Consider the following 26,596-nt stretch of genomic DNA (forward strand, 5'->3'; position numbering starts at 1 on the left):
TTCCCTCGGGCGCCCTGCCGGGCACCGGCGTCGGCGGTCCTCAGTCGCCGAGGTCGGCGTCGGCGAACAGCACCTGCTCGACGCTGTCGTGCACCTCGAACTCGTCCTGCACCCCGCTGACCCGGAGCAGCATCGCCATGCGCTCGCTCACGCCGGAGAGCACGAGGCGCCGCCCGCTCATCCGCATGATCTTCAGCGCGAACAGCAGCGCCCGGATTCCCGCCGCGTCGCAGAAGGTGACCCCGGAAAGGTCGATGATCACGAGGGGAGTGGAGCTGCGCGCCCACACGTCGGCGATGCACTCGCGGATGCGCGGGGCCACGAAGGTGTCGATCTCTCCGCTGAGATACAGGACCGTGCAATCGGCCTGCGGCTCCACCTGACCTCCAGTCTTCGGATAACGGACGCGGCATATCGCCGGAGTCGAGCGTTCCAGATCTCGGGTGCCGAATGCCACTCGATTAGCCCGTGGGCGGGCGGCGGCCGCCCGCCCGGCCGGGCCCTCGGTCACTCCTCGATGGTGAGCGCGGCCTTCGGGCAGGACCGCACCGCGTGACGCACCTTGTCGCGCAGCTCGGCGGGCGGCTCGGGCATGAGGATGTGCAGCCGCTCGTCGTCGTCGAGCTCGAACACCTCCGGCGCGAGGCCCACGCACACGCCGTTCGCCTCGCACACCAGTGCGTCGACCGTCAGCTTCATCGTGTACTCCTCGTACGGTACGGCTCGCCGTTGAACCACCTGAACGCTACCCCGCGGACGGCCCGTGCGGCTTGCGATGATCCCAACTGGTCACCCGGGTCGGGTGGACGGCGAAGGCGACCCGTTTGCGGGCGGTGTGCTCGATCGCCTCGCGCGGCGGCGCGGCGCCCCCGGCCCCGGCCATGCGCCCGGCCACGGCGAGCCCGACCGCCAGCACCCGCTCCGGGTCGGTGATCCGCTCGGCCGTGCCGTACAGCATGACCCCGCGCAGCTCGTGGTACGCCTCGCCGGCCTCGACCAGGCAGGTGACGCGCGGGTCGCGCTCGAGGTTGCGGGCCTTCTGCGACTTGGCGTAGGTCCAGAAGCAGATCCGCCCGTCGAGCAGGGCGTAGAACATCGGGACCAGGTGCGGCGTGCCGTCCCGGTTGACCGTGGCGAGCTGGAGCTTGTGCGACTCGGCGAGGAACGCCGCCACCTCGTCCTCGGTCATCGCGATCCGCGCGCGCTGGTGCATGCGACGAGTAGAACATAGTTCTGGTGGGCGGGGCAAGGCCCCACACGAATAGTGTTCTGCCCGGGAGGGACGATGATCGATCACACGGACGCCGCACCGCCGCGGATGCCCGCCGACCTGCTCGCCGCGGCCGAGCAGGCCAAGGGCTTCATGCCCACCGCCGAGGGCCTCGCGCTGTTCGAGACCGCCTGCCGGTACGGCCCGCTCGGCCCGATCTGCGAGATCGGCAGCTACTGCGGCAAGTCCGCCATCTACCTCGGCGCCGCCGCCCGGCTCGTCGGCACGGTGGTGTTCACCGTCGACCACCACCGCGGCTCGGAGGAGATCCAGCCCGGCTGGGAGTACCACGACCCCGAGCTGATGGACCCGCGGTTCGGCCGCATGGACTCCCTGCCGTTCTTCCGGCAGACGATCGCCGCCGCCGGCCTCGAGGACGAGGTGATCGCCATCGTCGGCCGCTCCGAGGTCGTCTCCCGGTACTGGAACACCCCGCTCGCCATGCTCTTCATCGACGGCGGCCACTCCGAGGAGCCGGTCACCCTCGACTACGAGGGCTGGGCCCCGCACGTCATGCCCGGCGGCGCCCTCGTCTTCCACGACATCTATCCCGACCCGGCCGACGGCGGGCAGGCGCCGTACCGCGTCTACCTCCGCGCCCTCGAGTCCGGCGAATTCCACGAGGTCCGCGCCGAGGGCTCACTCCGCGTGCTCGAGCGAAAGCGCGAATCGCGGTGACCGGGAGTGCGCCGCGAATTACGATTTACACGGCCCCCGATCGGACGGCGTCGAGGAAAGACCGCCAGGCGTCGGGCGTAAACGCCAATACCGGCCCGTCCGGATTCTTGCTGTCCCGTACGGCGACGACGCCCGGCCCGTTTCCCGCCTCGACACAGTTACCCATGGCATTGCTGTGGGTACTCTTTCGCCACACGGCGACTTCTACGCGGTGACCTTCGGCGTTGCTGTGGCTGCTTTTCCGCCAAGGAGAGGCGGCCGGGGGAGTGGAGCGCACGACAGATTCTCCTCAGGATTGTCACAGGCCCCCTGGTGGAGGCCGAAGTAACCTCGAACGAGAACGCCATCTCGCGAGGCCGCCCGACGAGCCGCCTATTCGCGAATAATTCTCGTTGACCCCAGTATGAGGCGTGCAGCCGCGATGTCCAGATCGTATGCGGTGCACAATCAATAACTCCGACCAGTGAAACCTGACTTGCCATTTTCGAGGCGAAGTCTCTCGCCATGGCCGGGCGACGGCGGGATGACCTTCTCAGGCGATGGTGGCCTGCCGCCGTCCGCCGCGGAACGGCCTCGTACGGGTGGTCCACCGGCGACCGGCGTCACCAGGCCGGACGCGCCGCGGAGGGCCCCCCTTCCTTGACGCCGGACGAATCATGACCGCCCGCGGTGTGGACGTGACGATCAGTTCCCTGATGAGCGCCGGGAGCATCGTGCCCGGCTCGACGTGGCGGGCGGCCTGTCGCAGCCGTGTCGCCTCCTCGGTCGCGGTCCGCAGGTCGGGCAGAGGGCGCGGTGGCACGTCGAGTTCCGGCGGTATGTCCCAGTGGGTGAGGGCTTGGCGGATCTCGGGGATCGTCGCGTGGATCCGGTCGGTGGTGGCGGTCCGACCCCGATACGGCTGACCGGTCAGGTCGGTCACGTCCACGTTCAGCGCCCGCGCCACGGCGCCGACGAAGGACGGGGTCGCGGGCTTGTGTCCGCTTTCGACCTGCGCGACCAGACTCTTGGAGCACGGCACCCGCTCGGCGAGGGCGCGCTGTGTCAGACCACGCGGTTTCCGTGCGCGGGCAATACGGCGCCCGATCGTCTCGTGGGCCTGCCCGGTCATGTCGGCGTCGTCCAGCCCTCCACCTCTTTTTGAAGGACCCGCGGACACTCCTCAGACTTGTCCTGCCGGGCTGACCATGTCCAGGGCTCGCGTTCGGTACCCGGGCCGCGACGTCGGGACCCGGTGACACCGCGCGCCTTTGCGGAATGCCTTCCCCGGAAGATTACAGAGCGCGTTCGCCGTATGACTCTTGTATGAAGGAAAAGGTCTCCGTATTCCTCCATGGCGCGCGGTCTTGACCGTGGTCTGGCCGAACACGGCCGGGAGCGGGGAGGGGCGACCGACCCGCTCCCGGCCCTGCGTCAGGGCGTGGCGTACCCGGGGCGGGGACTCCGCCCGGTCACGGTCGGCGATGCGGACCCGGTCAGGACAGGCGCGCGGGCTGGTGGCCGGCGGGTTCGCAGCCGCAGGAGGTGGTGGGGAGGGCGCGGGTGGGGATGTCGCGGAAGATGCCCGCGGCGGGGGTGGCGTTGGCGAGGGCGTCGGCGGCGAGGATGACGGCGGCGGCGGTGTAGGCGGAGCGTTCGTGGGGGAAGTGGGCGCGGTTGGCGAACTGCCAGCCGGTCCAGTACGAGCCGTCCTCGTGGCGCAGGTGCTGCATGTCGGCGAAGACGCGCAGGGCGCGGGTGCGGTCGCCGAGGGCGTCGAGGGCGAGCACGAGCTCGCACGACTCGGCCCCGGTGACCCAGGGCTGGTCGGAGACGCAGCGCACGCCGAGGCCGGGCACGACGAACACGTCCCAGTCGCGCTCCAGCCGGGCCATGCCCTCGGCCCCGCGTACGGCGCCGCCGAGCACGGGGTAGTACCAGTCCATCGAGAAGCGGCTCTTGTCGGCGAACGCCTCCGGGTGCGTGGCGATCACGTGGCCGAGCCGGTCGGCGGCGAGCTCCCAGTCCGGGCGGGGGTCGCCGAGGCGCTCGGCGAGCGCCGCGCCGCAGCGCAGGCCCTGGTGGATCGAGGAGCAGCCGGTGAGCAGCGCGTAGTCGGCCGGGCGGCCGCTCGCCGTACGCTCCCAGACGATCTCGCCGCGCGGGGTCTGCAGGTCGACGACGAAGTCGAGCGCCCGGGTCACCACGGGCCACATCGCCCGGGCGAAGTCCTCGTCGCCGGTGACGAGCAGCTCGTGCCACACGCCGACCGCGACGTACGCGGCGTGGTTGCTCTCCCCGCCGTGCTCCACGGCCTCGCCGCGCACGAGCTTCATCGGCCAGGAGCCGTCCTCGCGCTGGTGCCGTACCAGCCACTCGTAGCCCTTGCGGGCGGGCTCGGTGAGCCCGGCGACGGTGAGCGCCATGAGGCACTCGACGTGGTTCCAGGCGTCCACGTGCCCGTCGGGCCAGGGGATGCCGCCGTCCTGCTCCTGCATCGCGGCGATGCTCTCGGCGGTCTGCACGACCTGCGCGGCGTCGAGCACGCCGGGCACCGCGGGCACGCGCGGCGAGGCGGGCGCGGTCATGCGGGCTTCCGCGCGTACACGACCACGCTCTTGCCGATCAGCGGGTTGAGCAGCCGCTCGGCGATCCGGGTCACGGCCGGGCGCTTCATGATGTCCCAGACGAGCAGGTCGTGGTACCGCTTGGCGAGCGGGTGGTCGTTGTTGTTCACCCCCACCGCGCACTTGATCCACCAGTACGGCGAGTGCAGCCCGTGGGCGTGGTGGTGCGGGCCCACGCGCAGCCCGGCGGCCTTGAGCTTCGCCTTCAGCTCGGCGAGCGTGTAGATCCGGATGTGCCCGCCGGGGGCGGTGTGGTACTCCTCCGACAGCGCCCAGCAGATGCGCTCGGGCAGGAAGCTCGGCACGGTGACGGCGAGGAACCCGCCCGGCTTGAGCACCCGGACGATCTCCGCGATCGCCTGGGTGTCGTGCGGGATGTGCTCGAGCACCTCGGCGGCGATCACGTGGTCGAAGCTCGCGTCCGGGAACGGCATGGCGAGCGCGTCGCCGCTCACCGTGGTGCCGGTCGCCCCGTCGGGGATCTCGCCCGCCTTGCTCATCGCGGCGAACATCGCGGCCACGCCCTCGAGCTCCTTGAGGTCCTGGTCGAAGGCGACCACGTCGGCGCCGCGGCGCAGCACCTCGAACGCGTGCCGGCCGCCGCCGCAGCCCAGGTCGAGGACCCGGTCGCCGGGCCGTACCGGAAGCCGGGAGAAGTCGACGGTGAGCACCTACGCCGCTCCCTTCCGGGCGGTGCGGGCGGCGCGGGCGGCGATCGCCTCGCGGTACGCCTCGACGGTGCGCTTGGCCACCACGCGCCAGGTGAACCGCTCCTGCACCCGGTCGTAGCCGGCGCGGCCGACCTTCTCCCGCAGCTCGGGGGAGTCGTGCAGGCGGCGCAGCGCGGCGGCGAGCTCCTCGGCGTCGCCGGGCGTGACGAGGATCGCGGCGTCGCCGACCACCTCGGGCAGCGCCCCGGTACGGCTCGCGATCAGCGGCGTGCCGCACGCCATGTGCTCGACGGCCGGGAGCGAGAAGCCCTCGTACAGCGACGGCACCACGGAGATCTCCGAGGTGGCGATGAGCTCGCCGAGCTCGTCGTCGCTGATGCCGTGCACGAACCGCACCCGGTCGCCGAGGGCGAGCTCCTGGACGAGCCTCTCGGTCGGCCCGCCCGGGGTGGGGCGGCTCACCACGGTGAGGTTGACGTCCCGCTCGGTGGCGAGCTTGGCGACCGCGTGCAGCAGCGTGGCCACGCCCTTCATCGGGGAGTCGGCGCTCGCCACGGCCACGATCGAGCCCGGTCGCTTCGGCAGGTGCGGCCGGGGGTGGAAGTAGCGGGTGTCCACCCCGAGCGGGATGAGCCGCATGTTGCGCTGCGGCACGTTGAAGTCGCGGTGGATGTCGGCGAGGCTCGACTCGCTCACCGTGAGGATCGGGTTGAGCCGGGCCGCCACGTAGGCCTGCATGCGGACGAACCCGTACCAGCGGCGCAGCGAGTACCGCTTCCAGCCCTCGGCGTTCTGCAGCTCGATGCGGCGGTCCACGCTGATCGGGTGGTGGATGGTGCCGACCACCGGGAACAGCCGCTGGATGCCGAGGATGCCGTACCCGAGGGTCTGGTTGTCCTGCACCACGTCGAAGTCGCCGGCCCGCCGCTTCAGCTCACGGTAGGCCCGCAGGCTGAAGGTGAGCGGCTCGGGGAAGCCGGCCGTCCACATCGTGGCGACCTCGAGCACGTCGATCCAGTCCCGGTACTCGTGGAGCTTGGGGGTGCGAAAGGGGTCCTCGTCCCGGTACAGGTCGAGGCTCGGCACCTGGTTGAGGATCACGCCCTCGTCGAGCTCCGGGTACGGCTGGCCGGAGAAGACCTCCACGTGGTGGCCCAGGGCGACGAGCTCGCGGCTGAGGTGGCGCAGGTAGACGCCCTGCCCGCCGCACGTCGGCTTACTGCGGTAGGACAGCAGGGCGACCCGTAGTGGCTCCCCCTCCGTCGGCTCGGCGTCGGTGCGGTCAAGGCCGCGCTCCTTCAAGGGCCACCCCTTTCGTCCGGACTGTGGTAAGTCGCGGGACATATACCCGAAGATGACCTTAACGCGCCCCTATTACCCTTCGGTAGCGGAACGCGGACTGAGCGGCCACCCTACTAGAACCATGTTCGGTGTAACAAGTTCCAGTGCAGGACCCGGATCCGCGCCCCCTCCGAGAGCGTGACATGGGGGTCGTCGCGGTACATTCCAGATCCATAGGCGATAATCCGGGCGCCTGTCGGACGGGGGCCGTACCCGAAGAGCAAGGAGAACCTGTTGGCCAGGCGTGCGCTGATCACCGGCATCACCGGTCAGGACGGCTCCTATCTCGCCGAGCACCTGCTGAACGAGGGGTACGAGGTCTGGGGCCTGGTACGCGGGCAGTCGAACCCGCGGCTGTCCCGGCTCGGCTCACTCCTCAAGGAGGTGCGGCTCATCCGGGGTGACCTGCTCGATCAGGGCTCCCTGATCGCGGCCGTGGAGAAGGCCCAGCCGGACGAGGTCTACAACCTCGGCGCGATCTCGTTCGTGCCGATGTCGTGGGAGCAGGCCGAGCTGACCGCCGAGGTCACCGGCATGGGCGTGCTGCGCATGCTGGAGGCGATCCGGGTCTGCTCGGGCATCACCGCGTCCCGCGGGGCCACCACCGGCCAGATCCGCTTCTACCAGGCCTCGTCCTCGGAGATGTTCGGCCAGGTGCGGGAGACGCCGCAGACCGAACGCACCCCGTTCCATCCCCGCTCGCCGTACGGCGTGGCGAAGGCCTACGGGCACTTCCTCACGCAGAACTACCGCGAGTCGTACGGGATGTTCGCGGTCTCCGGCATCCTGTTCAACCACGAGTCACCGCGGCGCGGCGCCGAGTTCGTCACCCGCAAGGTCTCCCTCGGGGTCGCCCGGATCAAGCTCGGCATGGCCAAGGAGCTCCGGCTCGGCAACCTCGAGGCGCGGCGGGACTGGGGGTTCGCGGGCGACTACGTCCGGGCGATGCACATGATGCTGCAGCGGGACACGCCCGAGGACTACGTGATCGGCACCGGCCGTACCCACTCGGTGCGCGAGCTGGTGAGCACCGCGTTCGCGGCGGCGGGGCTGCCGTGGGAGCCGTACGTGGTCTCCGACGAGTCACTGCACCGCCCGGCCGAGGTCGACCTGCTCTGCGCGGACCCGAAGAAGGCGCGGACCCAGCTCGGCTGGGAGCCGTCGGTCACGTTCGAGGAGCTCATCCAGATGATGGTCGAGTCCGACCTGCGCCTGCTGTCGAACGGCGAGGACCCGCACCAGCACTCCTCCTGGCCCTGACCGGCCCCGTCACGCCCCGCCGTCGACGCGGCGGCCGCGCAGCAGGCGCCACATCAGCCACGCCAGGAACAGGCTGGCGAGGGGCGTCAGGAGGAAGAAGGCCTGGGCGAGCCAGTCGGGCACCGGCAGCCACACCGCGAGCGCGATGAGCGGCACGGAGATCGGCATGGCGACGACCCAGGCGAGGAACGCCGTCGGGGCGTTCCACAGGCCGCCGGTGACCTCGGGCGGGAGATGGGGCGCGGCGATCTCGACCAGGGTCACCAGGACGACGATCGCGGCGTACCCGGCGGCGACGAGGAACGCCAGGCGGCCCCTGCGGTACGGGCGGTGGACGCGTTCGATCCGGCGCGCCACGGCCGTGGCCGCGGCCCGGCCGGCGGCGACCGCCTGCCGGACCTGTGCCCGGACCGGGCGGGAGTCCGGTGCGGTCGGCGGGTTGCCCTGCGTCATGATTCCCCCTCTGGACTCGAGCGCTTCCATAGGGTTTGACGCCGGAACCGCGCAGGTTGTTGGGCGTGCGAGGGATCCGCGGCCGGACACGTTTCCGGCCGCGGGCGACCCGCCGTCGCCGCCCGGCCCGGGCGGTGGTCGTACCGCCGCGCCGGGCGGACGCGTCAGACCGCGACGGGCAGGTTCTTGATCCCGTTGATGAAGTACGAGCGCAGGCGGCGCGGCTCGCCGGCCTGGCGGATCGTGGGCACGCGGCGGGCGAGGGTCTCCAGCAGCACGCGGAGCTCCAGCTTCGCCAGGTGGCTGCCGAGGCAGAAGTGCGCGCCACCGCCGCCGAAGCCGAGGTGCGGGTTCGGATCGCGGGTGATGTCGAAGGTGAACGGGTCGGTGAAGACGTCCTCGTCCCGGTTGGCCGAGCCGTAGAACACCACGACCTTGTCGCCCTCGCGGATCCTCTGTCCGCCGATCTCGGTGTCCTGGGTCGCGGTACGGCGGAACAGGTTGACCGGGGAGACCCAGCGGATGATCTCGTCGGCCGCACGCCCGGCGAGCGACGGGTCGGCGGTGAGCCGGGCCCACTGCTCGGGGTGCTGGAAGAAGGCGAGCATGCCGCCGGTGGCCGCGTTGCGGGTGGTCTCGGTGCCCGCGACGAACAGCAGCATGACGAACGAGCCGAACTCGACGTCGCTGAGCGTGTCGCCGTTCTCGTCGGGCTGGAGCAGCTTGGTGACGATGTCCTCCCGCGGGTTCCTGCGGCGCTCCTCGCCGAGCCGGACGGCGTACTCGATCACCTTGAGGGACGGCCACTTGTCGTCGTCCGCCGGGGGCGCGTAGTCCGGGTCGTTCGCCCCGATCATCTGGTTGGACAGGTCGTAGAGCCAGGGGCGGTCCTCCTCCGGCACGCCGAGCAGCTCGCAGATCACGTACAGCGGGAGCGGGGCGGCGATGTCCTCGACGAAGTCGATCTCCGGCTTCTCCAGCGCCTTGTCGAGCAGCTCGTCGCAGAGCTCACGGATGCGGCCCTCCAGCGGCGCGATCGCCCGCGGGGTGAAGCCGCGGTTGACGAGCGCGCGGCGGCGGGTGTGCTCCGGCGGGTCCTGGTTGAGCATGATGTGCCGCTGCAGCTCGATCACGTCGTCGGGCAGCTCCTCGAACATCGACAGCCGCCGGTACGAGGAGAACAGCTCCGGGTGCCGGGAGACGTGCACCACGTCGGCGTGCCTGGTCACCGCCCAGAAGCCCGGCCAGCCCAGCTCGTCGTCGCCGTGGTGCCAATAAACCGGCGCGTTCGCCCGCAGCCAGGTGAACTGTTCGTGCGGCATGCCATGCGCCGCGTAGTAATCCGGGTCGACCAGGTCGATACGGACATCGAGGTCGGTCGGGCGGGATATGGTCATGCGTGAACCTTCCGCGTCCTGGGTTTGAACAAACGCTCGGCCGGGGACCCGGCTGGAACGTGTTCTATTACGTGTCGCCGGTTCCGTCAAGAAAGTTGCTCGATTGTCCCGGTGCGTCTTCTGTGGCTGATGCCCGGTTTTAGGCGCTTAATTCTCTGGTCCAGAGTACTTCTTTCCGCCGGGCGCGATCCGGGGCCTGTGCGGCCCGCGCCGGCGTGCGCGCATGCCCTGTGACGTAGGGGATCCGGGGGCGAACGGTCCGTGGCGGGCCATGCCGCGCGACGCTGCCGCCCGGAGGGCATGCGAACGCACCCCGGGTCATACGGCGACGCGTCGGGGTAATGGCGTATGAAAACCGCGGAAACGCCTTGATAGGTGTCCGGGCGCGCGGGTCAGGCTCAGTGTGAGCGCCTATTCGCCACCTGTCAACAGGTGATATTTCCGGAGATTTACAGGCTGATGAAGTGGCTGGTCGCGGTCTACACCAATGAAATGGTTGACAGTGTTACCCGCTGGTAGTAACGATTCTTGCAGCCTCTTTTCTCATTCTCTTCGATTGGCCCGGCCGGCTGACTCGGCCCCGGCCGCCGGGCGTATTTCCGGAGGATCGCCATGCCCCAGCGCCCCACCGCCTCGCACTCGGTCCGTCACTCGCCGTCACCGCGCCGCTCCCGGCGGTTCACCCGGAGGCTCGCCGCGCTCGCCGCCTGCGCCCTGGGCGTCACGCTCGCCCTCCCCGGTACGGCGTACGCCGGGTCGGCCGCCCACGCGTCCGGGTTCGCCGGCCGGTACGTCGCGCTCGGCGACTCGTATGTGGCCGGTCCGGGCATCCCGAAGCTGCGGATCGAGTCCGGCCTGTGCGCCCGGTCCACGAACAACTACCCGTCGAAGATCGCCGCGGAGCTCAGGCCCAGCGCGTTCACCGACATGTCGTGCTCGGGCGCGGAGACCAAGCACATGACCCAGTGGCAGCACCTCAACCCGCCGCAGTTCTCCGCGCTCCGCCCGGACACCCGCCTGGTGACGTTCACCATCGGCGGCAACGACTCCGGGTTCATCGAGATCCTCACCACCTGCGCGGTCGTCGGGGTGCTCAACCCCGGCGGCGCGCCCTGCGAGAAGAAGTACAACCTGGGCGGTTCGGACACCATCGACCGCCGCATCGACGAGACGATGCCGAAGATCGCCGAGGTGATCCGCGGCATCCGCGAGCGGGCCCCGCAGGCGGCCGTGTTCGCCGTCGGCTACCCCGCGGTCCTCCCGGACAGCAAGGACTCCTGCGTCACCAACATCCCGCTCGCCCGCGGCGACGTGCCGTACCTCGCCGGGAAGATCCGGCGGTTCAACGAGCGCCTCGCCGCGGTCGCCGCCGAGAACGGCGCGATCTACGTCGACACCTACACGCCGAGCGTCGGCCGGGACGGCTGTCAGGCGGCGGACGTGCGGTGGATCGAGGGGATCGAGGACGTGCGCGGCGCGATCCCCGTGCACCCGAACGCCCGAGGCATGGCCGGCATCGCCGAGGTGGTGCTCGCCGCGATCCGCGCGGTCAACCTCGCGGGCGTCTGACCAGGTCCGCGCGGTGTAACACGTTCCAGCTTGACACCCCGGGTGAGGGCGCGGGCGGCCGCCCGGCCGCTACAGGCCCGCGAACAGGCGATCGGCGGCGAGCTCGATGTGCCGGGTCATCTGTTCGTAGGTGCGCCGCCCGCGCAGCATCTCCAGCAGCTCCATCACCCAGGCGGCGGTGAGGGCGCCCGCGAGGGCGAGCCGGTCCTCGGTGATCTCCTGCTGGGGGAGGCCGGCGGCGACGCGCAGCAGCAGCGTGCTCACCCGGTCGGCGAACGGGGTGCTCACCTCGGTGATGATCAGCGAGCGGATGAGCGCGTCGGCGAGCTCCGGCTCGCGCATGAGGCCGCGGGCGGCGCGCATGAGCACGTCCGCGGCCTTCCCGGCGGCGGTGGGGGCGCTGGGCGGGCGGCGCTCGATGCTGCGCTCCAGCATGTCGAGCTCCTCGCTCACCACCGCCACGACCAGGTCCATCTTCGACGGGAAGTAGCGGTAGAGCGTGCCGAGGGCGACCCCGGCGCGCTCGGCGACGGTGCGCATCTGCATCGCCTCGATGCCGCCCCGGGAGGCGAGCGCGGCGGCGGCCTGGACGATGCGCCTGCGCCGCTGGAGCTGGCTTCGGGTCCGCACACCGCTCGGCGGCTCCGCCGCGGGGCGGGACGACGACCGTTCCCCGTCGGTCATTTCGTTCGCCGCCTCCGGCGCGGTCAAAGCGTCGAGAGGGGCGCGCGACCTACGCATGAGAACACGTTACTTGATTTTTCACCCATCGAGTCGGGTTACCGGCCGGTCACAAACGCGCCCTGCTCAACCTGGTTCGCGGCGCACTCCCCGCATGGTGGAAGGTTCACGGCCGGAAACTTTCATGGAACACGTTCTACTTTGCTGCCGTCCGAAAATCCCGCCGGGTGCGGCGTATCGGACCCGCCTCGATCGTACGGCTCGCGCCGCACCGCGCGGCGGGCCGGGGAGGGGACCCAAAAGGCGGCCGCAGACCGCCCTGCGGCGCGACGCCCGGCGGTCATGGGCGGCCATGGACCCGCACGCCGCCATCTCAGGGCGTACACCGGCGCCCGGTGAGGCGTCGGGCGGTCCCGGTGTACCGGGGTACGGCATGGCGAAGAGGCATGTCGTCGCCGTTGCGGCGACCCCCGGTGCGTGGTCACAGGCCGGCCGGTCGGCCGAGCCGTACGCGGGCGGAGGAACGGCACTGTCCGGGCGCGCACACGACTCCGCGGCCTTCCCCGTCGTCGGTGAGCGCGGCAGCCCCCTCAACGGCCACGACATTGCGAACGATTGAATGACGATCCGAGAACGGGTAAGTAATTTCAGAAATCATGGCGACAAGGCCTTAACGCAAACGTAATCATCGCGGGCGGCAAGGGCCGCCCGGGCGCGCTCCGCCGGGCGGCACGGTGCGGCCCGGCACGTTTTTAAGAGGTCTGCGCGCGCCCGGAAGCCGGCGGCACGCCGATACCCTCGAATCATTCGCCGGGACCCGGGTCCACCGCCGTGGAAACGTCTTAAGTGCGCAAGTGAATCGATCCGCGCAGGCGGCCGATGGGTAACCTCCTCCGTGTCGGCAATTGGAGGGGGCATATGGATCTCAAAATTGACAACAAGGTCTTTGTCGTCACCGGCGCCTCGGCCGGCATCGGAGAGGCCACCACCCGGTTTCTCGCCGAGGAGGGCGCCCGGGTCGTCGGCGTGGCCCGCAATCCGAAGTCCATTGACGGGGTGCACGAGAACATCACGGCCGTCGCCGAGGATCTGCGCGACCCGGACGCGCCGCAGCGCGTGGTCGAGGTCGCCCTCGAGCGGTACCGCCGGCTGGACGGACTGGTCAACAACGTCGGCGCGCTGCAGTCCCGCACCGGTTTCCTCGACGCGACCGACGCCGACTGGAAGGCGACGTTCGATCTCAACCTGCATTCGCTGGTGCGGATGACCCGGGCGGTGCTCCCCGTGCTGCTGGAGCGCGGATCCGGCAGCCTGGTGCACATCGCCAGCGAGGCGGCCCGGTTCCCCGACCCGGCGCTGGTGGACTACGCGGCCTCCAAGGCGGCGCTGCTGTCGATGTCGAAGAGCCTCGCCGCGGAGTTCGGCCCGCGCGGCATCCGGTCCAACGTGGTCTCCCCCGGCCCCACGCGCACCGCGCTGTTCGACGCCCCGGGCGGCTTCGCCGAGCAGCTCGCCGAGCGGTACGGCACGACCCCGGACGAGGCGGTCGACCACTTCATCCGCGAGGTACGGCGGCTGCCCAGCGGCCGGATCGGCCACCCGGACGACGTCGCCCGCGTCATCGCCTACCTGCTCTCGCCGCTCGCGGGGCAGGTGACCGGCGCCGAGTGGGCGGTCGACGGCGGCGCGCTGCGCCAGCTCTGACCGGCCGGGGGACGACGTGCCACTGGCGCTGTTGGCCCTGGCCCTCGGGGCGTTCGGCATCGGCACCACCGAGTTCGTCATCGTCGGGCTGCTGCCCGACGTGGCCGCCGACCTGTCGGTGTCGATCCCGCAGGCCGGGCTGCTCGTCACCGGCTACGCGCTGAGCGTGGTGATCGGGGCCCCGCTGATGACCATCGCGGGGAACCGCATCCCGCGGCGCGGCATGCTGCTGCTCCTCATGGGCTTCTTCGTCGCGGGCAACCTGCTGTGCGCGATCGCGCCCGACTACGGCACGCTGCTCGCCGGGCGCGTGGTCGCCGCGATCTGCCACGGCGCGTTCTTCGGCATCGGCTCGGTGGTGGCCGCCCGCGTGGTCGATCCGAGCCGGGAGGCCCGCGCGGTCGCGCTCATGTTCATGGGGCTCACCCTGGCGAACGTGCTCGGCGTGCCGCTCGGCACGCTGCTCGGCCAGCAGTTCGGCTGGCGCGCCACCTTCTGGGTGGTGGCGGGCCTCGGCGTGGCCGGCCTGCTCGGCGTCCGGTTCCTCGTCCCGCCCCAGGAACGCGAGCCCGGGGCCGGCCTCGGCCGCGAGCTCGCCGCGTTCCGCGCCCCGGGCGTGTGGCTCGGCCTCGCCACCACCACGCTCGGGTTCGCCGGGGTGTTCGCCTCGTTCACCTACCTCGCGCCGATGATGACCGACCTGGCGGGCTTTCCGCCCGCCGCGGTCTCCTGGCTGCTCGTGTTGTTCGGCGCGGGCCTCTGCGTCGGCAACTACCTGGGCGGCAAGGCCGCCGACCGGGCGCTGATGCCCACGCTGTACGGCGTGCTCGGCGGCCTCACCGTCGTGCTGCTGCTGTTCACCGTCACCGTGCACACCCGCCTGGGCGCCGCCGTCACCGTCGCGGTGTTCGGCGCGGTCGCGTTCGCCACCGTGCCGCCCCTCCAGTTGCGTGTGCTGCGGCAGACCGGCGGCGCCCCGGCGCTCGCGTCGAGCGCCAACATCTCCGCGTTCAACCTGGGCAACGCCCTCGGCGCCTGGCTCAGCGGCCTCGCCATCGACCACGGCCTGGGCTACACCGCGCCGAACTGGATCGGCGCGCTGCTGACCGCCGCGGGACTCGGCATCGCGCTCGTCTCCGGCCTGCTCGACCGCCGCGCCCCCCGCGAGCGGCTCGTCACGGACCGCGCCGACGTCTCCGCCTGACGATCCCCGTCCTCCGCCCGCATTCCCCCGCGATCCCCACCCCTCTCGGCCTCACCCTGCCTTCGTCCGCGCCTCATCTCCGGTTTCCCCCTGTTCCGATCAGTGAGGTGGGCATGTCACCCCTGTCGCTGAACCGTCGTTCCCTGCTGCTCGGCGGCGCCGCCATGGGCGGCGGAGCCCTCGCCGCGACCGCCATGGCGCCGGCCGCCGCCACCGCCGCGCCCCCCGACCCCCGCGACGCGGGGGCGAAGATCACCCCCGACGACCCCCGCTACACGGCGCTGACCACGGGAAACAACCAGCGGTACGAGTCCGCGCCGGAGTACGTGAAGATGATCCGCTCCACCGCCGACGCGGAGCGCGCGCTGCGCGACGCCTACCGGGCGGGCAAGCGGGTCTCGGTGCGCAGCGGCGGCCACTGCTTCGCCGACTTCGTGTGCAACCCCGAGGTCGAGGTGATCCTCGACTTCTCCGAGATGACCCACGTCGGCTACGACCCCAAGATGCGGGCCTTCGTGGTGGAGCCCGGGGCCCGGCTGCTCAACGTCTACGAGGCCCTGTACAAGGGCTGGGGGGTGACGATCCCCGGCGGCATCTGCTACAGCGTCGGCGCCGGCGGGCACATCAGCGGCGGCGGGTACGGCCTGCTGTCCCGCGCCCACGGCCTCGTCGTCGACCACCTGTACGCGGTGGAGGTGGTCACCGTCGGCCCGCGCGGCCAGGTCAGGACGGTCGTGGCCACCCGGGAGCGCAACGACCCCAACCGCGACCTGTGGTGGGCGCACACCGGCGGCGGGGGCGGCAACTTCGGCCTGATCACCCGCTACTGGTTCCGCTCCCCGGACGCCCGCCGCGACCGGCCGGAGGACCTGCTCGTCAAACCCCCGGCCACGGTGCTGGTGAGCGCCGCCGACCTGCCCTGGAGCCAGTTCGACGAGCGCTCCTTCGCCCGGCTGCTGAAGAACTTCGGCGCCTGGCACGAGGCGAACAGCGCGCCGGACTCGCCGTACCGGCACCTGTCCAGCCTGTTCAACGTCAACTCCAAGGCGCACGGCGCGCTGAGCGTGTTCACCCAGGTGGACGCCACCGTGCCGAACGCCCGCCGGCTGCTCGACGACTACCTGGCCGCGCTGCTCGACGGCACCGGAATCAGCCCGCGGAACATGGCACGGCCCTCCGGCGAGCTGCCGCACCTGCCCGCGCTCGCCGCGCCGCGCGAGATGCCGTGGATGACCGCGACCCGGCTGGTCGGCACGAACAACCCGACGATCACCCACCCGGGCATGCGGGCCGCGCACAAGTCCGGCTACATGCGCCGGAACTTCTCCGACCGGCAGATCTCGGCGCTGTACCGCTACATGACCCGGGAGGACTTCACCAACCCGGACACCATGCTCGTGCTGTTCTCGTTCGGCGGCGCGGTCAACGCGGTGGACCCGGCCGCGACCGCGAACGCGCAGCGCTCCAGCGTGTTCAAGATGTGCTTCCAGACCTTCTGGCCGGACCGGAAGGACGACGCCTTCTACCTGGACTGGATCCGCGGCCTGTACGCGGACTTCTTCGCCGAGAGCAAGGGCGTCCCGCTCATCGGCGACCAGATGGACGGCTGCTACATCAATTACCCCGACAGCGACATGGCGGACCCGGCGTACAACCGCTCCGGAGTGCCCTGGTCGACGCTTTACTACAAGGACAACTATCCCCGCCTTCAGCAGGTCAAGCGGCGGTACGACCCGGAGAACTTCTTCCGGCACTCGCTTTCCGTCGAACCCGCCGGTTCCTGACCGATAAACCCTCCCGAGAATCGCGCCCGAACCGACGGGCGGCACCCTCACCCGAATTCCTGTCGGTGAATCTCGGACGAAGGGAAAACACATCGTGCGAACCGTTGCCGTGGTCATCGGGACCCGGCCCGAAGCCATCAAGATGGCGCCGATCGTGTGGGCGCTGAAACGGGACGCCCGGTTTCGTCCCGTGCTCATCTCCACCGGCCAGCACCGCGAGATGCTGGACGACACGCTCGCCGCCTTCGACCTGCGGGCCGACATCGACCTGCAGATCATGCGGCCGCGGCAGACCCTCACCCAGACCACGTACCGGGCGCTGCGCGAGCTCGAGGCGCCGATGACCGAGCTGCGCCCGGACGCGGTGCTGGTGCACGGCGACACCGCGACCACGGTGGCCGGCGCCATCTCCGGCTTCCACCACCACGTCCCGGTCATCCACGTCGAGGCGGGCCTGCGCAGCGGGTTCCTCTGCTCGCCCTTTCCGGAGGAGGGCAACCGCAGGCTGGTGGCGCAGATCTCCGCCCTGCACCTCGCCCCCACTCCGGGGAACAAGGCGAACCTGCTGCGCGAGGGCATCGCCGAGGAGTCGATCGCGGTCACCGGCAACACCGTGATCGACGCCCTCCGCTGGGCCTGCGGCAAGGCGGACGGGTACGGCGACCCCGCCCTGGCCGACCTCGACGAGGACCCGCGCCGGGTCATCCTCGCCTCCGCGCACCGCCGCGACGCCTGGCCGAACCTCCCGCAGATCGCCCAGGCGTTCGCCGACATCGCCGACGAGCCGGACGTGCGGGTGGTGGTGCCGCTGCACCGCAACCCGGCGGTGCGCGAGGCGATGCTGCCGAAGATCGGCGGCCACCCGAACATCACCGTGGTCGACCCGCTGCCGTACCTCAACTTCTGCCGGCTCATGATGCGGGCCGACATCGTGCTCTCCGACAGCAGCGGCGCCCAGGAGGAGGGCCCGGCGCTCGGCAAGCCCACCCTGGTGATCAGCAACGTCAGCGAGCGGTCCGAGGCGGTCGCCGCGGGCACGGCGCGCCTGGTGGGCACCGGCTACGACGGCATCGTCCGGGAGACCCTCCGCATCCTGCGGGACGAGCAGGCCTACCGAGAGATGGCGACCGTGGCCGAGGCCTACGGCGACGGCCGGGCAACCGAGCGCTGCCTCGCCGCGATCGCGCACTTCTTCGGGTACGGCCCGCCGCCCACGCCGTTCGGGGCCTCCGGCGGCGACGCCGTCGAGCTCGCGGCGACCACCCCGGCCGCGTGAGCGGTACGGCAGACGTGATCGAAAGGACCGGTCGTGAACCCCTCTCCCGATTCCACCTGCCGGCCGCTCGCCTTCTCCGGTGACCTGGTCGAGGCGTACCTGGTCACCGGCGCCAAGGAGTACGAGGTCGCCGAGGAGGCGATCGTGGTGAACCTCGGCACCTCGGACGTGGTCGTCAAGCAGCCGCCGGACAAGCCGCTGCGGGCGATGAGCTCGGCGATCCTGCGCGGCACCCGCGTCGAGCCCGCGGACGGGCTCGCGGTGCTGCGGGTCACCGACGCGGGCCGGGCGAACATCGCGGGCCTGGCGGCCGCGCCCGGCTGGCGGCTGCTCGGTGAGATCCTCGCGGGCGCCCCCGGTGACACCGGGGGCCGCCCCTTCCCGCCGGAGACGCCGCTGTGGCGCAGCGAGCAGGACACCGTCGGCCGGGTGCGGTTCGACCCGGGCCTGCTGCTGGATGGGCCGGGCGCCGCACGCGGCCCCCGGGAGTTCACCGTACGGCTCAACCTGTGGTTCGCCCCGGCCGGGACCGACTGCTTCATCCACCGGCGGCACGCGTTCGTCGAGCTGCACACCCAGGTGCACGGCGTCGGCGCGATGCAGAAGTTCACCGCGCAGGACCACGCCACGCGCTACCAGGACGTGCCGATGAGCCCCGGCGTCACCGCGCCCGCCGACATGTTCTGCTCCCTCGGCCCCGACGGGGAGTTCGTCTACCCCTGGCACCAGTACCGCGCCGTCACCGACTGCGTGTGGCTCGCGGTCGAGTACCACCCCGTTCCCGGTTCCCCCACGTCCTGACGCCACGGAGGTCACCCCATGGCACTGCCCGACATCCGCATCCCGAAGTTCGAGCCCGAGCTCGTCGCCGACCAGCTCCGCGACGGCTACTGGCTGGAGGCCACCGACCTCGACGGCGACGGCAGGCCCGACCTGTTCGGGTACGGCCTGCGGCTCGGCGAGATCTACTGGTACCAGAACAACCCCGAGTGGACCCGCCGCCTCGCCGCCGACGGGTTCCGCATGCCGGTCGGCGCGGACCACGCCGACATCACCGGCAACGGGGTCGCGGACATCATCGTCTGCCACGAGCTGTACGGCCCGATCGGCACGATCGTGGACCCGGACCCGGAGGGCGGGAAGATCTCCTGGCTGGAGAACCCCGGCAATCCGGACAAGGAGCCGTCGCGCTGGCGCCGGCACTACGTCGGCCGCGCGGTCGGCATGCACCGGCTGCGCGCCGGCCACTTCACCCGCCGGGACCGCCTGGAGATCATCGGCCTGCCGATCGTCGCCATGGCCGACGTGCACGCCGTACTGCCGGTGGTGCTGTTCACCCAGCCGGACGACGTGCGGGAGGCGGCCGAGTGGCCGATGACGGTCATCGACGACCGCAACTTCCGCATGATCCACGGCGCGGAGAAGAAGTCCGGGCTCATCCCCGGCTCCGACCTCGACTCCTTGCTGCTCGCCTCGGACGAGGGCGTGACCTGGCTCTACTACGACACCGAGCGGGGAGAGTGGATCCGCGAGCTCATCGGCGAGGGCGAGCGCACCCAGTTCACCAGGACCGGGTTCCGCGGCAGCGGCGACGTGCACGCGGGCCGGATCGGCGACGACCCCATGGCGTACGTCGCGGCGATCGAGCCGTTCCACGGCAACACCGTGGCCGTCTACCACAAGGCCGGCACCGGCCCGGACGGCCGGCGCACCTGGCGGCGCACCGTGCTCGACGTGTACGGGGACCCCAACGAGAACGGCGAGGGCCCCGGGCACCAGATCCTCTGCGCCGACTTCGACAACGACGGGGACGAGGAGTTCCTCGTCGCGCTGCGCGGCCCGTGGCCCTGGCAGGGGGTGTTCTACTACAAGGCGGTCGACCTGGACCGCGGCCTGTGGCTCAAGTGGCGGGTGGCCGACGAGTCGGTCGCGCGGATCGCGGCGGCGGACTTCGACGGCGACGGCCGCCTCGACTTCGCCACCATCGCGTATTCGGTCCAGAACTACTACGTGGCCGAGGACGCCAAGCTCATGGTCTACCGTAACCGGACCATTCCGCCGGACACCGCGTGACCTTCGGTTGCGGCCCATGGCAGCCATCGTCGTGCGCCGCCGGGCGGCGGACCAGATCCGCGCCCAGACCGGTGTCGGGAAGGGTAGTCATTTCATGACCAGGTTCCGGCTACCCCTGGGCCGCCGCCGGTGCGCATGATGAACGACGTGGACAGGGCGAAGGAGCTAGGCGATTTCCTGAAAAGCCGCCGCGCCAGGCTCAACCCGGCCGACGTCGGGCTCAAGGCGTACGGCACGCGCCGCCGCGTGACCGGGCTGCGCCGCGAGGAGCTGGCGATGCTCGCCGGGGTGAGCGTGACCCACTACACCCGCCTGGAGCAGGGCCGGGCGGCCGGCACCTCCGACGCGGTGCTCGACGCGCTCGCCCGCGCCCTGCGGCTCACCGAGGACGAGCGGCTGTACCTGCGGTACCTCGCTCGTCCTCCGGTGCCCGGGCGGCGCGCCGCGCCCCGGCCGCAGCACGCGAGCCCGTCGCTGCGGCGGCTGCTCGAGGCGATGGCCGACGTCCCCGCCCTGCTGCTCGACGTGCGCAACGACATCCTCGCGTGGAACCGGCTCGGGCACGCGCTGCTCGCCGGGCACCTCGATCCGGCCGCGCCGGACAGCCCGGCGACCCGCCCGAACCTCACCCGCATGCTCTTCCTCGACGAGCGGTTCCGCACGCTCTACCGGAACTGGGCCGAGGAGGCCACGCTCGCCGTCGCCTCGCTGCGGCTCGCGGCCGGCCGCCACCCCGACGACCGGCGGCTCGCCGAGCTGGTGGGGGAGCTGGCCGTACAGAGCGAGGAGTTCGCCGCGCGCTGGGCCCGGCACCCGGTGCGCACCTGCACCTCGGGCGTCAAACGCTTCCGCCACCCGGTCGTCGGGGACCTGGATCTCCACTTCGAGAACCTGCTCATCCCCGGCGATTCGGGGCAGCGGATCATGGCGTACTGCGCGGACGCGGGCTCGCCGTCCGAGGAGGCGCTGCGGCTGCTCGCGGTCTCCGCGCGGGAGTTCGGCCCGTCGCGGGACGCGCCGCCGCGCCCGCTGCCCGCGCAGGCTTCGCGGCAGGAGGGGGCCTGCGCCGCGGACCGGACGCGCGGATGACCCGCATCTGATCACTCACCAGGGGGGACCGACGAGCAAAGGGGGAATGTCCGTGTCGCTCGGCAGGACACCGGGCACGACGGCCCAGGTCGACGTGCACGCCGTGGACGGCCTCGCCGACGAGGTGTTCGCCTCGCTGCCCCGGGCCGACCAGCGGCGGTGGGCCCGCGTCTACCTGCGAGGGCTGCTGCTCACCCAGGGCAAGAAGTCGATGCGCCGGCTCGCCGAGGCGGCGGTCGGCTCGGCGTCCGCGTGGCACTCGCTGCAGCAGTTCGTCAACGCGAGCACCTGGAGCTGGGACGCGCCGCGCAGCGCGCTCGCCTCCTGGGTGGAGCGGCGGGCGAGCGTGCGCGCCTGGACGGTGCCGCAGATCGTGCTGCCGAAGCGGGGGGACCGGCTGGTCGGCGTACACCAGCGGTTCGACCCGCGCACCGGGCGCACCGTGAACTGCCAGGCGATCACCGCCCTGCTGCTGTCCTGCCCCGGGGCGAACTTCCCCGTGGACTGGCACATGCACCTGCCGCCGGAGTGGGTGAGCGACGAACGGGCCCGGCAGGAGGCGCGCATCCCGCCCACGGCGACCTCGGAGCCCGGCTGGCGGCTCGCCCTCGACCTGGTCAGGCGCGCGGTACGGCGGGCCGGGGAGCCGGGCGTGCCCGTGGTGGCCGACCTGAGCGACGCCGACGACCCGAGCGCGGCCGTGGCCGAGCTGGAGGCGCTCGGGCTCGACTTCGTGGCCGAGATCGACCCGCGGGTGCAGGTGATCGCGGACGAGTCGCCGCTGGCGCACCACCGGTCCGGCCGGTCCCGGAACGGCGCGGCGATCAGCGCGGCGCGCAGTCTGGAGGCGAACCGCCGGTGGAACACCCAGACCGCCACGATCATGGGGTGCGACGGCGGCTTCCGGCACACCCGCATCCTGTGGGCGCCGGTCCGGCTGCCCGCCGTGCTGCAGGGCTCGTACCGGCTGTTCGCGGTGGCGGACGAGGGCGTGGCCGGGCAGGGCCCGATCTGGCTGACCAACCTCACCGAGCGCCGGTGGGAGGAGCTGCTCGAGCTGGTCGTGCTGCAGGCCAGCGCCCGGGTGACGGTGGACTGCATGAACGAGCGGTTCCACTACCTCGGCTTCTCCGGCCGCTCCTACCCGGGGTGGCACCACCACATGACCCTGGTCTCCGCCGCGTACGCCTACTCGCGGCTGGGCGGGCCGGCCCTGGCCGTCGGCGCCTCCGTCTACCGGACCGCGTGATCGTCCACGGTCCCGCCGCCGGGCCGGCCGTACGGCACGGCGACGGCCGGGCGACGGAGGGGGCGACGGCATGACGCCGGTGCCCGCGCCTTCGGCCGCGGGCACCCGTCCGCCGGGCTGGGCCGGGAACGCCGGGCTACGGCGCCATCATCGGGATCGAGAAGAACACCGCGAGCGCGATCCCGAGCGCGAGCAGGAGGCCGCCGACCTCCCAGGCCCAGTCGAAGCGGTGCTCGCCGAACAGCCGCCGGCCGTTGCGGCGCCGCCGGCCACGGTGGGTCGGGCGCGGCCGTGCCGTACGCCGCCGGGTGTTCGCAGCGTCCTTGGCCACCGTGTCGTCCGTGGCCGGGGCGGCGGCGTCGCCCGGCTCGGCCGGGGCGTCGCCGGTCGTGGCGGGCGTGGCGTCCGCCGGTGCGGCGGTGCCGACCGCCGGGATCGGGCCGGTGGCGGCGTCCGCGTCCGGCCCGGCGGTCTCGGCGGCCGGGGCCGGGTCCGCGGGGGCGGGGTCGACGACCGGGGCCGCCGTGCCGTCGGCGGGCGCCCGGTCGAGGAGGTCGTCGATGACCGGCGCGGTGAGCGGGGCGGGCTCGGCGGCCCGGTCGGCGTCCGCCGTGGGAACGGTCGAAGGCGCCTCCGGCGGAGCCGCGGCGGCGTTCGCGGCACCCGCGGCCTCGGGCGCCTGCGGGCCCTCGTCCTGCGGCCTGCGGGACCGCGGCCGGAGGGTCATCGCCTCCATCGCGGCGAGGATGGCCCCCTGGAGGCGGGGGATCGGCTCGGTGGTCGCCTCGTGCCGGGACCGGCCGCGGCGGGACCGGCCCGGCCCGTCCTCACCGGCCTGCGGGCCGTCGGCCTTCCGCTCCGGAGGCACCACGGGGATGAGCGAGGTCGTGGTGGTCTGGTCCGGATCGGAGAGCGGTAACGGCCACGACGGCGCGGTGGGCCACAGCTGCTTCACCGGGAGCCGGGTCTTCGGCCGCGTCGCGTCCGCCGGGTCGAGCTGGGGGAGCAGCGCGAGCAGCCGCGCCCGCAGGTCGCCGGGCGGGCGCTGCCACGGCAGCCGGGCGAGCACGTCCTCGATCGGGGCCACCTCGACCGCGCCGTAGATCTCGGCGATGCGCTCGGGCACGTACTCGGCGTGCCGGGCGTGGTAGAGCGCGGTCTTGAGCGACTGGGTGAACCGGTTCCGCGCCGACATGATGAGCTGCCCGGCGGTGTCGATCGCGACGTCGAGCACCTGGGCGAGCTCGTCGGGGGCGAGCCGGCACACCGCCGACAGCAGCAGCACCTCGCGCTGGTGCGGCCGCAGGTCGCGGACGACCCGCTCGATCAGCGCGGTGGCCGGGTCGACCGCGAAGTCGACGAGCGGCGGGAAGTAGACCACGTCACGCCGGTTGATCTCCCGGCGGGCGAGGGCGTACAGCAGGGCGCGGCTCGGCCGCATCACCGGCACGCTGGTGAGCACCGCGAGCACCGCGTCCGCCGCGGTCTCCCGGTCACCGAGCTGGTCGAAACAGTACGCGAACAGTCCGGCCGCGTGCCGGTCGTACAGCTCGACCACCACGTCGCTGTGCGAGCGTTGACCGGAGAGTGGTTGCGACACTGCCGGTCCCCCTGTGCCTCGTGTGTCCACAGTGAAGAATCGCGCTCCTCGTCATGATGCCAAGTGCGGACCGGCCACCGCAGTAACCGATGCGCACTAGTTAGATTCTTCCCCCGTTGTTTAAACGGATCCCCAGCCGGGGTCGGCTGAACATCCGACGACAAACGGGAAGGAAAAATGACAACGGTTCCGCCTCGGTCATCCCGGTCGAACGAAGGAAAAGCGTGATCACTTTCGAAGGCGTCACGAAGCGCTATCCCGGCGGCACGGTGGCCGTCCGCGACCTCACGCTGGAGGTGCCGACCGGCGAGATCAGCGTCTTCGTCGGCCCGTCCGGCTGCGGCAAGACCACGTCGCTGCGCATGATCAACCGGATGATCGAGCCCACCGAGGGGCGCGTGCTGCTCGACGGGCGCGACGTCCGCGAGATCGACCCGCCCGCGCTGCGGCGCGGCATCGGGTACGTGATCCAGCACGGCGGCCTGTTCCCCCACCGGCGTGTGGTGGACAACATCGCCACGGTGCCGTACCTGCTCGGCTGGGACCGCAGGCGGGCGCGGCGGCGGGCCCGGGAGCTGATGGAGCGGGTCGGGCTCGACGACGAGCTCGCCGACCGGTACCCGTTCCAGCTCTCCGGCGGCCAGCAGCAGCGGGTCGGGGTGGCCCGCGCGCTCGCCGCCGACCCGCCGGTGCTGCTCATGGACGAGCCGTTCAGCGCGGTCGACCCGGTGGTGCGCGCCGGTCTGCAGGACGAGCTGCTGCGGCTGCAGGCCGAACTGCGCAAGACGATCGTGTTCGTCACCCACGACATCGACGAGGCGATCAAGCTCGGCGACCGGGTGGCGGTGCTGCGCGAGGGCGGCAGGCTCGCCCAGTACGCCACCCCGGCCGAGCTGCTCGCCGCGCCCGCCGACGACTTCGTGCGCGCCTTCCTCGGCCGCGACCGGGGCATCCGGCTGCTGTCGTTCCTGCCCGCCGCGGACCTGCCGCTGCGCCGTGACCTCGTGGTGGCGCAAGGGGACCCGGCCCCGGCGGGCGCCGACTGGGTGGTGGTCGTCGACGCCGACCGCCGCCCGCTCGGCTGGCGGGCCGCCGGGAACGGCCGGCTCGCCGGGTACGGCGCGTACCGGGCGGACCGCGACTCGCTGCGCGCCGCGCTCGACGCCGCGCTGCTCTCCCCGTGCGGGGCGGCGATCGCGCTCGACGAGGACGGCCGGGTGGCCGGGGTCGTCACCCGGGACGCCCTGGACGCCGCACTCGCCCGGGCCGCCGCCGACGCCCACCGCGATGCCGCGCCCGCCGCGGGCCGGTCCGGGGAGGGGGCGGGGTGAGGCCGGACGAGCCGCTGATCCGCTGGGACTGGATCGGCCGCAACCGGTCGATGATCTGGGAGCTGCTCGTCGACAACACCGTGATGGGCCTGCTGCCGGTGCTCTTCGGGCTGCTGCTCGCGCTGCCGATAGGGCTCGCCTGCTCCCGCTGGCGGGTCCTCTACCAGCCCGCGTCCGGCCTGCTCAACGTGGTCTACGCGCTGCCGTCGCTCGCCCTGTTCATCGTGCTCATCCCGGTCACCGGGCTCGCCGAGCGGGCCACCGTGATCATCCCGCTCACCTGCTACGCCCTCGCCGTGCTCGTCCCGGCCGTGGTGGACGGGCTGCGCTCGGTCCCCGACCACGTACGGCAGGCCGCCGAGGCGATGGGCTTCACGCCGCTGCGCCGGCTGGTCCAGGTGGAGCTGCCGATCGCGGTGCCGGTGGTGCTCGCCGGGATGCGGGTCGCCACCGTGTCCGGCATCAGCCTGGTGAGCGTGGGCGCGCTGATCGGCCGCGGCGGGCTCGGCGGGCTGTTCGTCACCGGCTGGCAGCTGCGCTTCCCCACGCCGATCATCGTGGGCGTCGTGCTCGTGGTGCTGCTCGCGGTCGCCGCGGACGGGCTGCTCGTGCTCGCCGGTCGGCTGCTCACCCCGTGGGCGCGAGCCCGCCGCGAGGCAGGGGAGGCCGCATGAGCTGGCTCGCGGACTTCTTCGGCGACCCGGCGAACTGGGCCGGGCCGTACGGCATCCCGGTGCGGCTCGCCGAGCACGCCGGGTTCTGCGCGCTCGCGCTCGGCCTCGCCGCGCTCGTCGCGGTGCCGCTCGGGCTGCTCGCCGGGCACACCGGGCGGGGCGTCCACCTGGTGACGTTCACCGCGAACGCCGCGCGGGCGCTGCCCACGCTCGGGCTGCTCGTGCTCGTCATGCTGCTCGCCGGGGTGGGCACGCTGCCGGTGCTCGTGCCGCTCGTCGCGCTCGCCGTACCGCCGATCCTCGTGAACACCTGCGAGGGGGTGCGCGGGGTCGACCCCGACCTGCTCGACGCCGCGTACGGCATGGGCCTGCGCGGCCACCAGGTGCTGCTGCGGGTGCGCACGCCGGTGGCGCTGCCGCTCATCCTGCTCGGGCTGCGGCTCGCCGCGATCCAGGTGGTGGCGACCGCGACCGTCGCCGCGTACGTGGGCCTCGGCGGGCTGGGCCGGTTCATCATCGACGGCCTCGCCACCCGGGACTACCCGCAGACCCTCGGCGGGGCCACGCTCGTGGTGCTGCTCGCGCTCGCCGTACAGGCCGCGTTCGCCGTCGTGGAGCGGGTCGCGGTGAGCAAGGGGGTGAGCCGACGGGTAAGAGGCGGTTAGCCCCGATTTCCCCCAACGCAG

The 26,596-nt window shown here is 72.1% G+C and carries 26 protein-coding genes; 14 read left to right on the forward strand and 12 right to left on the reverse strand.

Annotation, left to right across the window (positions count from 1 at the left end; all coding sequences use genetic code 11):
* Window positions 1-40 precede the first annotated feature (40 nt).
* From FHX40_RS24885 to FHX40_RS02915, 3 genes are all read right to left on the reverse strand, one after another.
* A complete protein-coding gene (locus tag FHX40_RS24885) occupies window positions 41-379 on the reverse strand; it encodes an STAS domain-containing protein (protein WP_170198687.1) in 339 nt (112 codons plus the stop codon).
* Between the two features lie 128 nt (window positions 380-507).
* Window positions 508-738 (reverse strand): ferredoxin, encoded by a 231-nt coding sequence (locus FHX40_RS24890; protein ID WP_268241056.1) that lies wholly within the window; start codon window positions 736-738, stop codon window positions 508-510.
* Window positions 739-745: 7 nt separating this feature from the next.
* Window positions 746-1,213: a pyridoxamine 5'-phosphate oxidase family protein gene (locus FHX40_RS02915; protein WP_142258172.1), complete on the reverse strand. Its 468-nt coding sequence runs from the start codon at window positions 1,211-1,213 to the stop codon at window positions 746-748.
* Window positions 1,214-1,285: 72 nt separating this feature from the next.
* Here FHX40_RS02915 and FHX40_RS02920 point away from each other — a divergent pair, with 72 nt between their 5' ends.
* Window positions 1,286-1,948 carry a class I SAM-dependent methyltransferase gene (locus tag FHX40_RS02920; RefSeq protein WP_170198689.1) on the forward strand — a complete coding sequence of 221 codons (663 nt, stop codon included), beginning with the start codon at window positions 1,286-1,288 and terminating at the stop codon, window positions 1,946-1,948.
* Window positions 1,949-1,973: 25 nt separating this feature from the next.
* Here the strand turns inward: FHX40_RS02920 and FHX40_RS02925 are convergent, their stop codons facing one another.
* The 5 genes from FHX40_RS02925 to FHX40_RS02945 all read right to left on the reverse strand — a co-directional run bounded on the left by FHX40_RS02925 (window position 1,974) and on the right by FHX40_RS02945 (window position 6,527).
* A complete protein-coding gene (locus tag FHX40_RS02925; protein ID WP_142258173.1) occupies window positions 1,974-2,225 on the reverse strand; it encodes a DUF397 domain-containing protein in 252 nt (83 codons plus the stop codon).
* 255 nt (window positions 2,226-2,480) lie between these two features.
* A complete protein-coding gene (locus FHX40_RS02930) occupies window positions 2,481-3,059 on the reverse strand; it encodes a helix-turn-helix domain-containing protein (protein ID WP_142258174.1) in 579 nt (192 codons plus the stop codon).
* Between the two features lie 364 nt (window positions 3,060-3,423).
* Window positions 3,424-4,515, reverse strand: coding sequence for a prenyltransferase/squalene oxidase repeat-containing protein (locus FHX40_RS02935; protein WP_229789151.1), 1,092 nt, complete (start codon window positions 4,513-4,515; stop codon window positions 3,424-3,426).
* Window positions 4,512-5,225: a class I SAM-dependent methyltransferase gene (locus FHX40_RS02940; protein WP_142258175.1), complete on the reverse strand. Its 714-nt coding sequence runs from the start codon at window positions 5,223-5,225 to the stop codon at window positions 4,512-4,514. The genes FHX40_RS02935 and FHX40_RS02940 overlap by 4 nt, the downstream gene beginning before the upstream one ends.
* On the reverse strand, window positions 5,226-6,527 hold the full coding sequence (locus FHX40_RS02945; protein WP_229789152.1) for a glycosyltransferase family 4 protein: 1,302 nt from the start codon (window positions 6,525-6,527) through the stop codon (window positions 5,226-5,228). It lies immediately after the preceding gene.
* Between the two features lie 273 nt (window positions 6,528-6,800).
* Here FHX40_RS02945 and FHX40_RS02950 point away from each other — a divergent pair, with 273 nt between their 5' ends.
* Window positions 6,801-7,826 (forward strand): GDP-mannose 4,6-dehydratase, encoded by a 1,026-nt coding sequence (locus tag FHX40_RS02950; RefSeq protein WP_142258177.1) that lies wholly within the window; start codon window positions 6,801-6,803, stop codon window positions 7,824-7,826.
* A 9-nt stretch (window positions 7,827-7,835) separates the two neighbouring features.
* Here FHX40_RS02950 and FHX40_RS02955 read toward each other — a convergent pair whose 3' ends face one another.
* Both FHX40_RS02955 and FHX40_RS02960 read right to left on the reverse strand, forming a co-directional pair.
* Window positions 7,836-8,279, reverse strand: coding sequence for a hypothetical protein (locus FHX40_RS02955; RefSeq protein ID WP_142258178.1), 444 nt, complete (start codon window positions 8,277-8,279; stop codon window positions 7,836-7,838).
* Between the two features lie 164 nt (window positions 8,280-8,443).
* Window positions 8,444-9,676 (reverse strand): cytochrome P450, encoded by a 1,233-nt coding sequence (locus FHX40_RS02960; RefSeq protein ID WP_142258179.1) that lies wholly within the window; start codon window positions 9,674-9,676, stop codon window positions 8,444-8,446.
* Between the two features lie 612 nt (window positions 9,677-10,288).
* Between FHX40_RS02960 and FHX40_RS02965 the strand changes: the two genes are divergently transcribed.
* Entirely contained in the window at window positions 10,289-11,245 is a 957-nt protein-coding gene (locus FHX40_RS02965; RefSeq protein WP_142258180.1) for an SGNH/GDSL hydrolase family protein, read from the forward strand.
* Between the two features lie 69 nt (window positions 11,246-11,314).
* Here the strand turns inward: FHX40_RS02965 and FHX40_RS02970 are convergent, their stop codons facing one another.
* Window positions 11,315-11,929, reverse strand: coding sequence for a TetR family transcriptional regulator (locus FHX40_RS02970; protein ID WP_142258181.1), 615 nt, complete (start codon window positions 11,927-11,929; stop codon window positions 11,315-11,317).
* Window positions 11,930-12,844: 915 nt separating this feature from the next.
* On the opposite strand from FHX40_RS02970, the gene FHX40_RS02975 reads away from it, so the two are divergent.
* The 8 genes from FHX40_RS02975 (at window position 12,845) to FHX40_RS03010 (ending at window position 22,305) form a co-directional block, all read left to right on the forward strand.
* Window positions 12,845-13,630, forward strand: coding sequence for an SDR family NAD(P)-dependent oxidoreductase (locus FHX40_RS02975; RefSeq protein WP_142258182.1), 786 nt, complete (start codon window positions 12,845-12,847; stop codon window positions 13,628-13,630).
* Between the two features lie 16 nt (window positions 13,631-13,646).
* On the forward strand, window positions 13,647-14,834 hold the full coding sequence (locus FHX40_RS02980) for an MFS transporter (RefSeq protein ID WP_170198690.1): 1,188 nt from the start codon (window positions 13,647-13,649) through the stop codon (window positions 14,832-14,834).
* A 113-nt stretch (window positions 14,835-14,947) separates the two neighbouring features.
* Complete coding sequence (locus tag FHX40_RS02985; RefSeq protein ID WP_170198940.1) at window positions 14,948-16,618, forward strand: FAD-binding oxidoreductase; 1,671 nt, start codon at window positions 14,948-14,950, stop codon at window positions 16,616-16,618.
* Window positions 16,619-16,712: 94 nt separating this feature from the next.
* A complete protein-coding gene (gene wecB / locus FHX40_RS02990) occupies window positions 16,713-17,894 on the forward strand; it encodes a non-hydrolyzing UDP-N-acetylglucosamine 2-epimerase (RefSeq protein WP_142258184.1) in 1,182 nt (393 codons plus the stop codon).
* A gap of 33 nt (window positions 17,895-17,927) precedes the next feature.
* A complete protein-coding gene (locus FHX40_RS02995; RefSeq protein ID WP_142258185.1) occupies window positions 17,928-18,695 on the forward strand; it encodes a hypothetical protein in 768 nt (255 codons plus the stop codon).
* An 18-nt stretch (window positions 18,696-18,713) separates the two neighbouring features.
* Window positions 18,714-19,967 (forward strand): FG-GAP repeat domain-containing protein, encoded by a 1,254-nt coding sequence (locus FHX40_RS03000; protein WP_142258186.1) that lies wholly within the window; start codon window positions 18,714-18,716, stop codon window positions 19,965-19,967.
* A 138-nt stretch (window positions 19,968-20,105) separates the two neighbouring features.
* Window positions 20,106-21,056, forward strand: coding sequence for a helix-turn-helix domain-containing protein (locus FHX40_RS03005; RefSeq protein WP_189136289.1), 951 nt, complete (start codon window positions 20,106-20,108; stop codon window positions 21,054-21,056).
* 46 nt (window positions 21,057-21,102) lie between these two features.
* Window positions 21,103-22,305, forward strand: a complete 1,203-nt coding sequence (locus tag FHX40_RS03010; protein ID WP_142258188.1) for an IS701 family transposase — start codon at window positions 21,103-21,105, stop codon at window positions 22,303-22,305.
* A gap of 136 nt (window positions 22,306-22,441) precedes the next feature.
* Here the strand turns inward: FHX40_RS03010 and FHX40_RS03015 are convergent, their stop codons facing one another.
* Window positions 22,442-23,905 carry an RNA polymerase sigma factor gene (locus tag FHX40_RS03015; protein WP_142258189.1) on the reverse strand — a complete coding sequence of 488 codons (1,464 nt, stop codon included), beginning with the start codon at window positions 23,903-23,905 and terminating at the stop codon, window positions 22,442-22,444.
* 224 nt (window positions 23,906-24,129) lie between these two features.
* Here FHX40_RS03015 and FHX40_RS03020 point away from each other — a divergent pair, with 224 nt between their 5' ends.
* Genes FHX40_RS03020 through FHX40_RS03030 form a run of 3 tightly spaced genes read left to right on the forward strand, consistent with a single transcriptional unit; the run spans window position 24,130 to window position 26,575 of the window.
* A complete protein-coding gene (locus FHX40_RS03020; RefSeq protein ID WP_142258190.1) occupies window positions 24,130-25,236 on the forward strand; it encodes an ABC transporter ATP-binding protein in 1,107 nt (368 codons plus the stop codon).
* Entirely contained in the window at window positions 25,233-25,910 is a 678-nt protein-coding gene (locus FHX40_RS03025; RefSeq protein ID WP_306465722.1) for an ABC transporter permease, read from the forward strand. The genes FHX40_RS03020 and FHX40_RS03025 overlap by 4 nt, the downstream gene beginning before the upstream one ends.
* The gene (locus tag FHX40_RS03030; RefSeq protein ID WP_142258191.1) at window positions 25,907-26,575 is read left to right on the forward strand and encodes an ABC transporter permease; all 669 of its coding nucleotides are present in this window, start codon (window positions 25,907-25,909) and stop codon (window positions 26,573-26,575) included. Before FHX40_RS03025 ends, FHX40_RS03030 begins: the two co-directional genes overlap by 4 nt.
* Window positions 26,576-26,596: the final 21 nt, after the last annotated feature.

It is taken from the genome of Thermopolyspora flexuosa (genome assembly GCF_006716785.1).
Taxonomy (GTDB): Bacteria; Actinomycetota; Actinomycetes; order Streptosporangiales; family Streptosporangiaceae; genus Thermopolyspora; species Thermopolyspora flexuosa.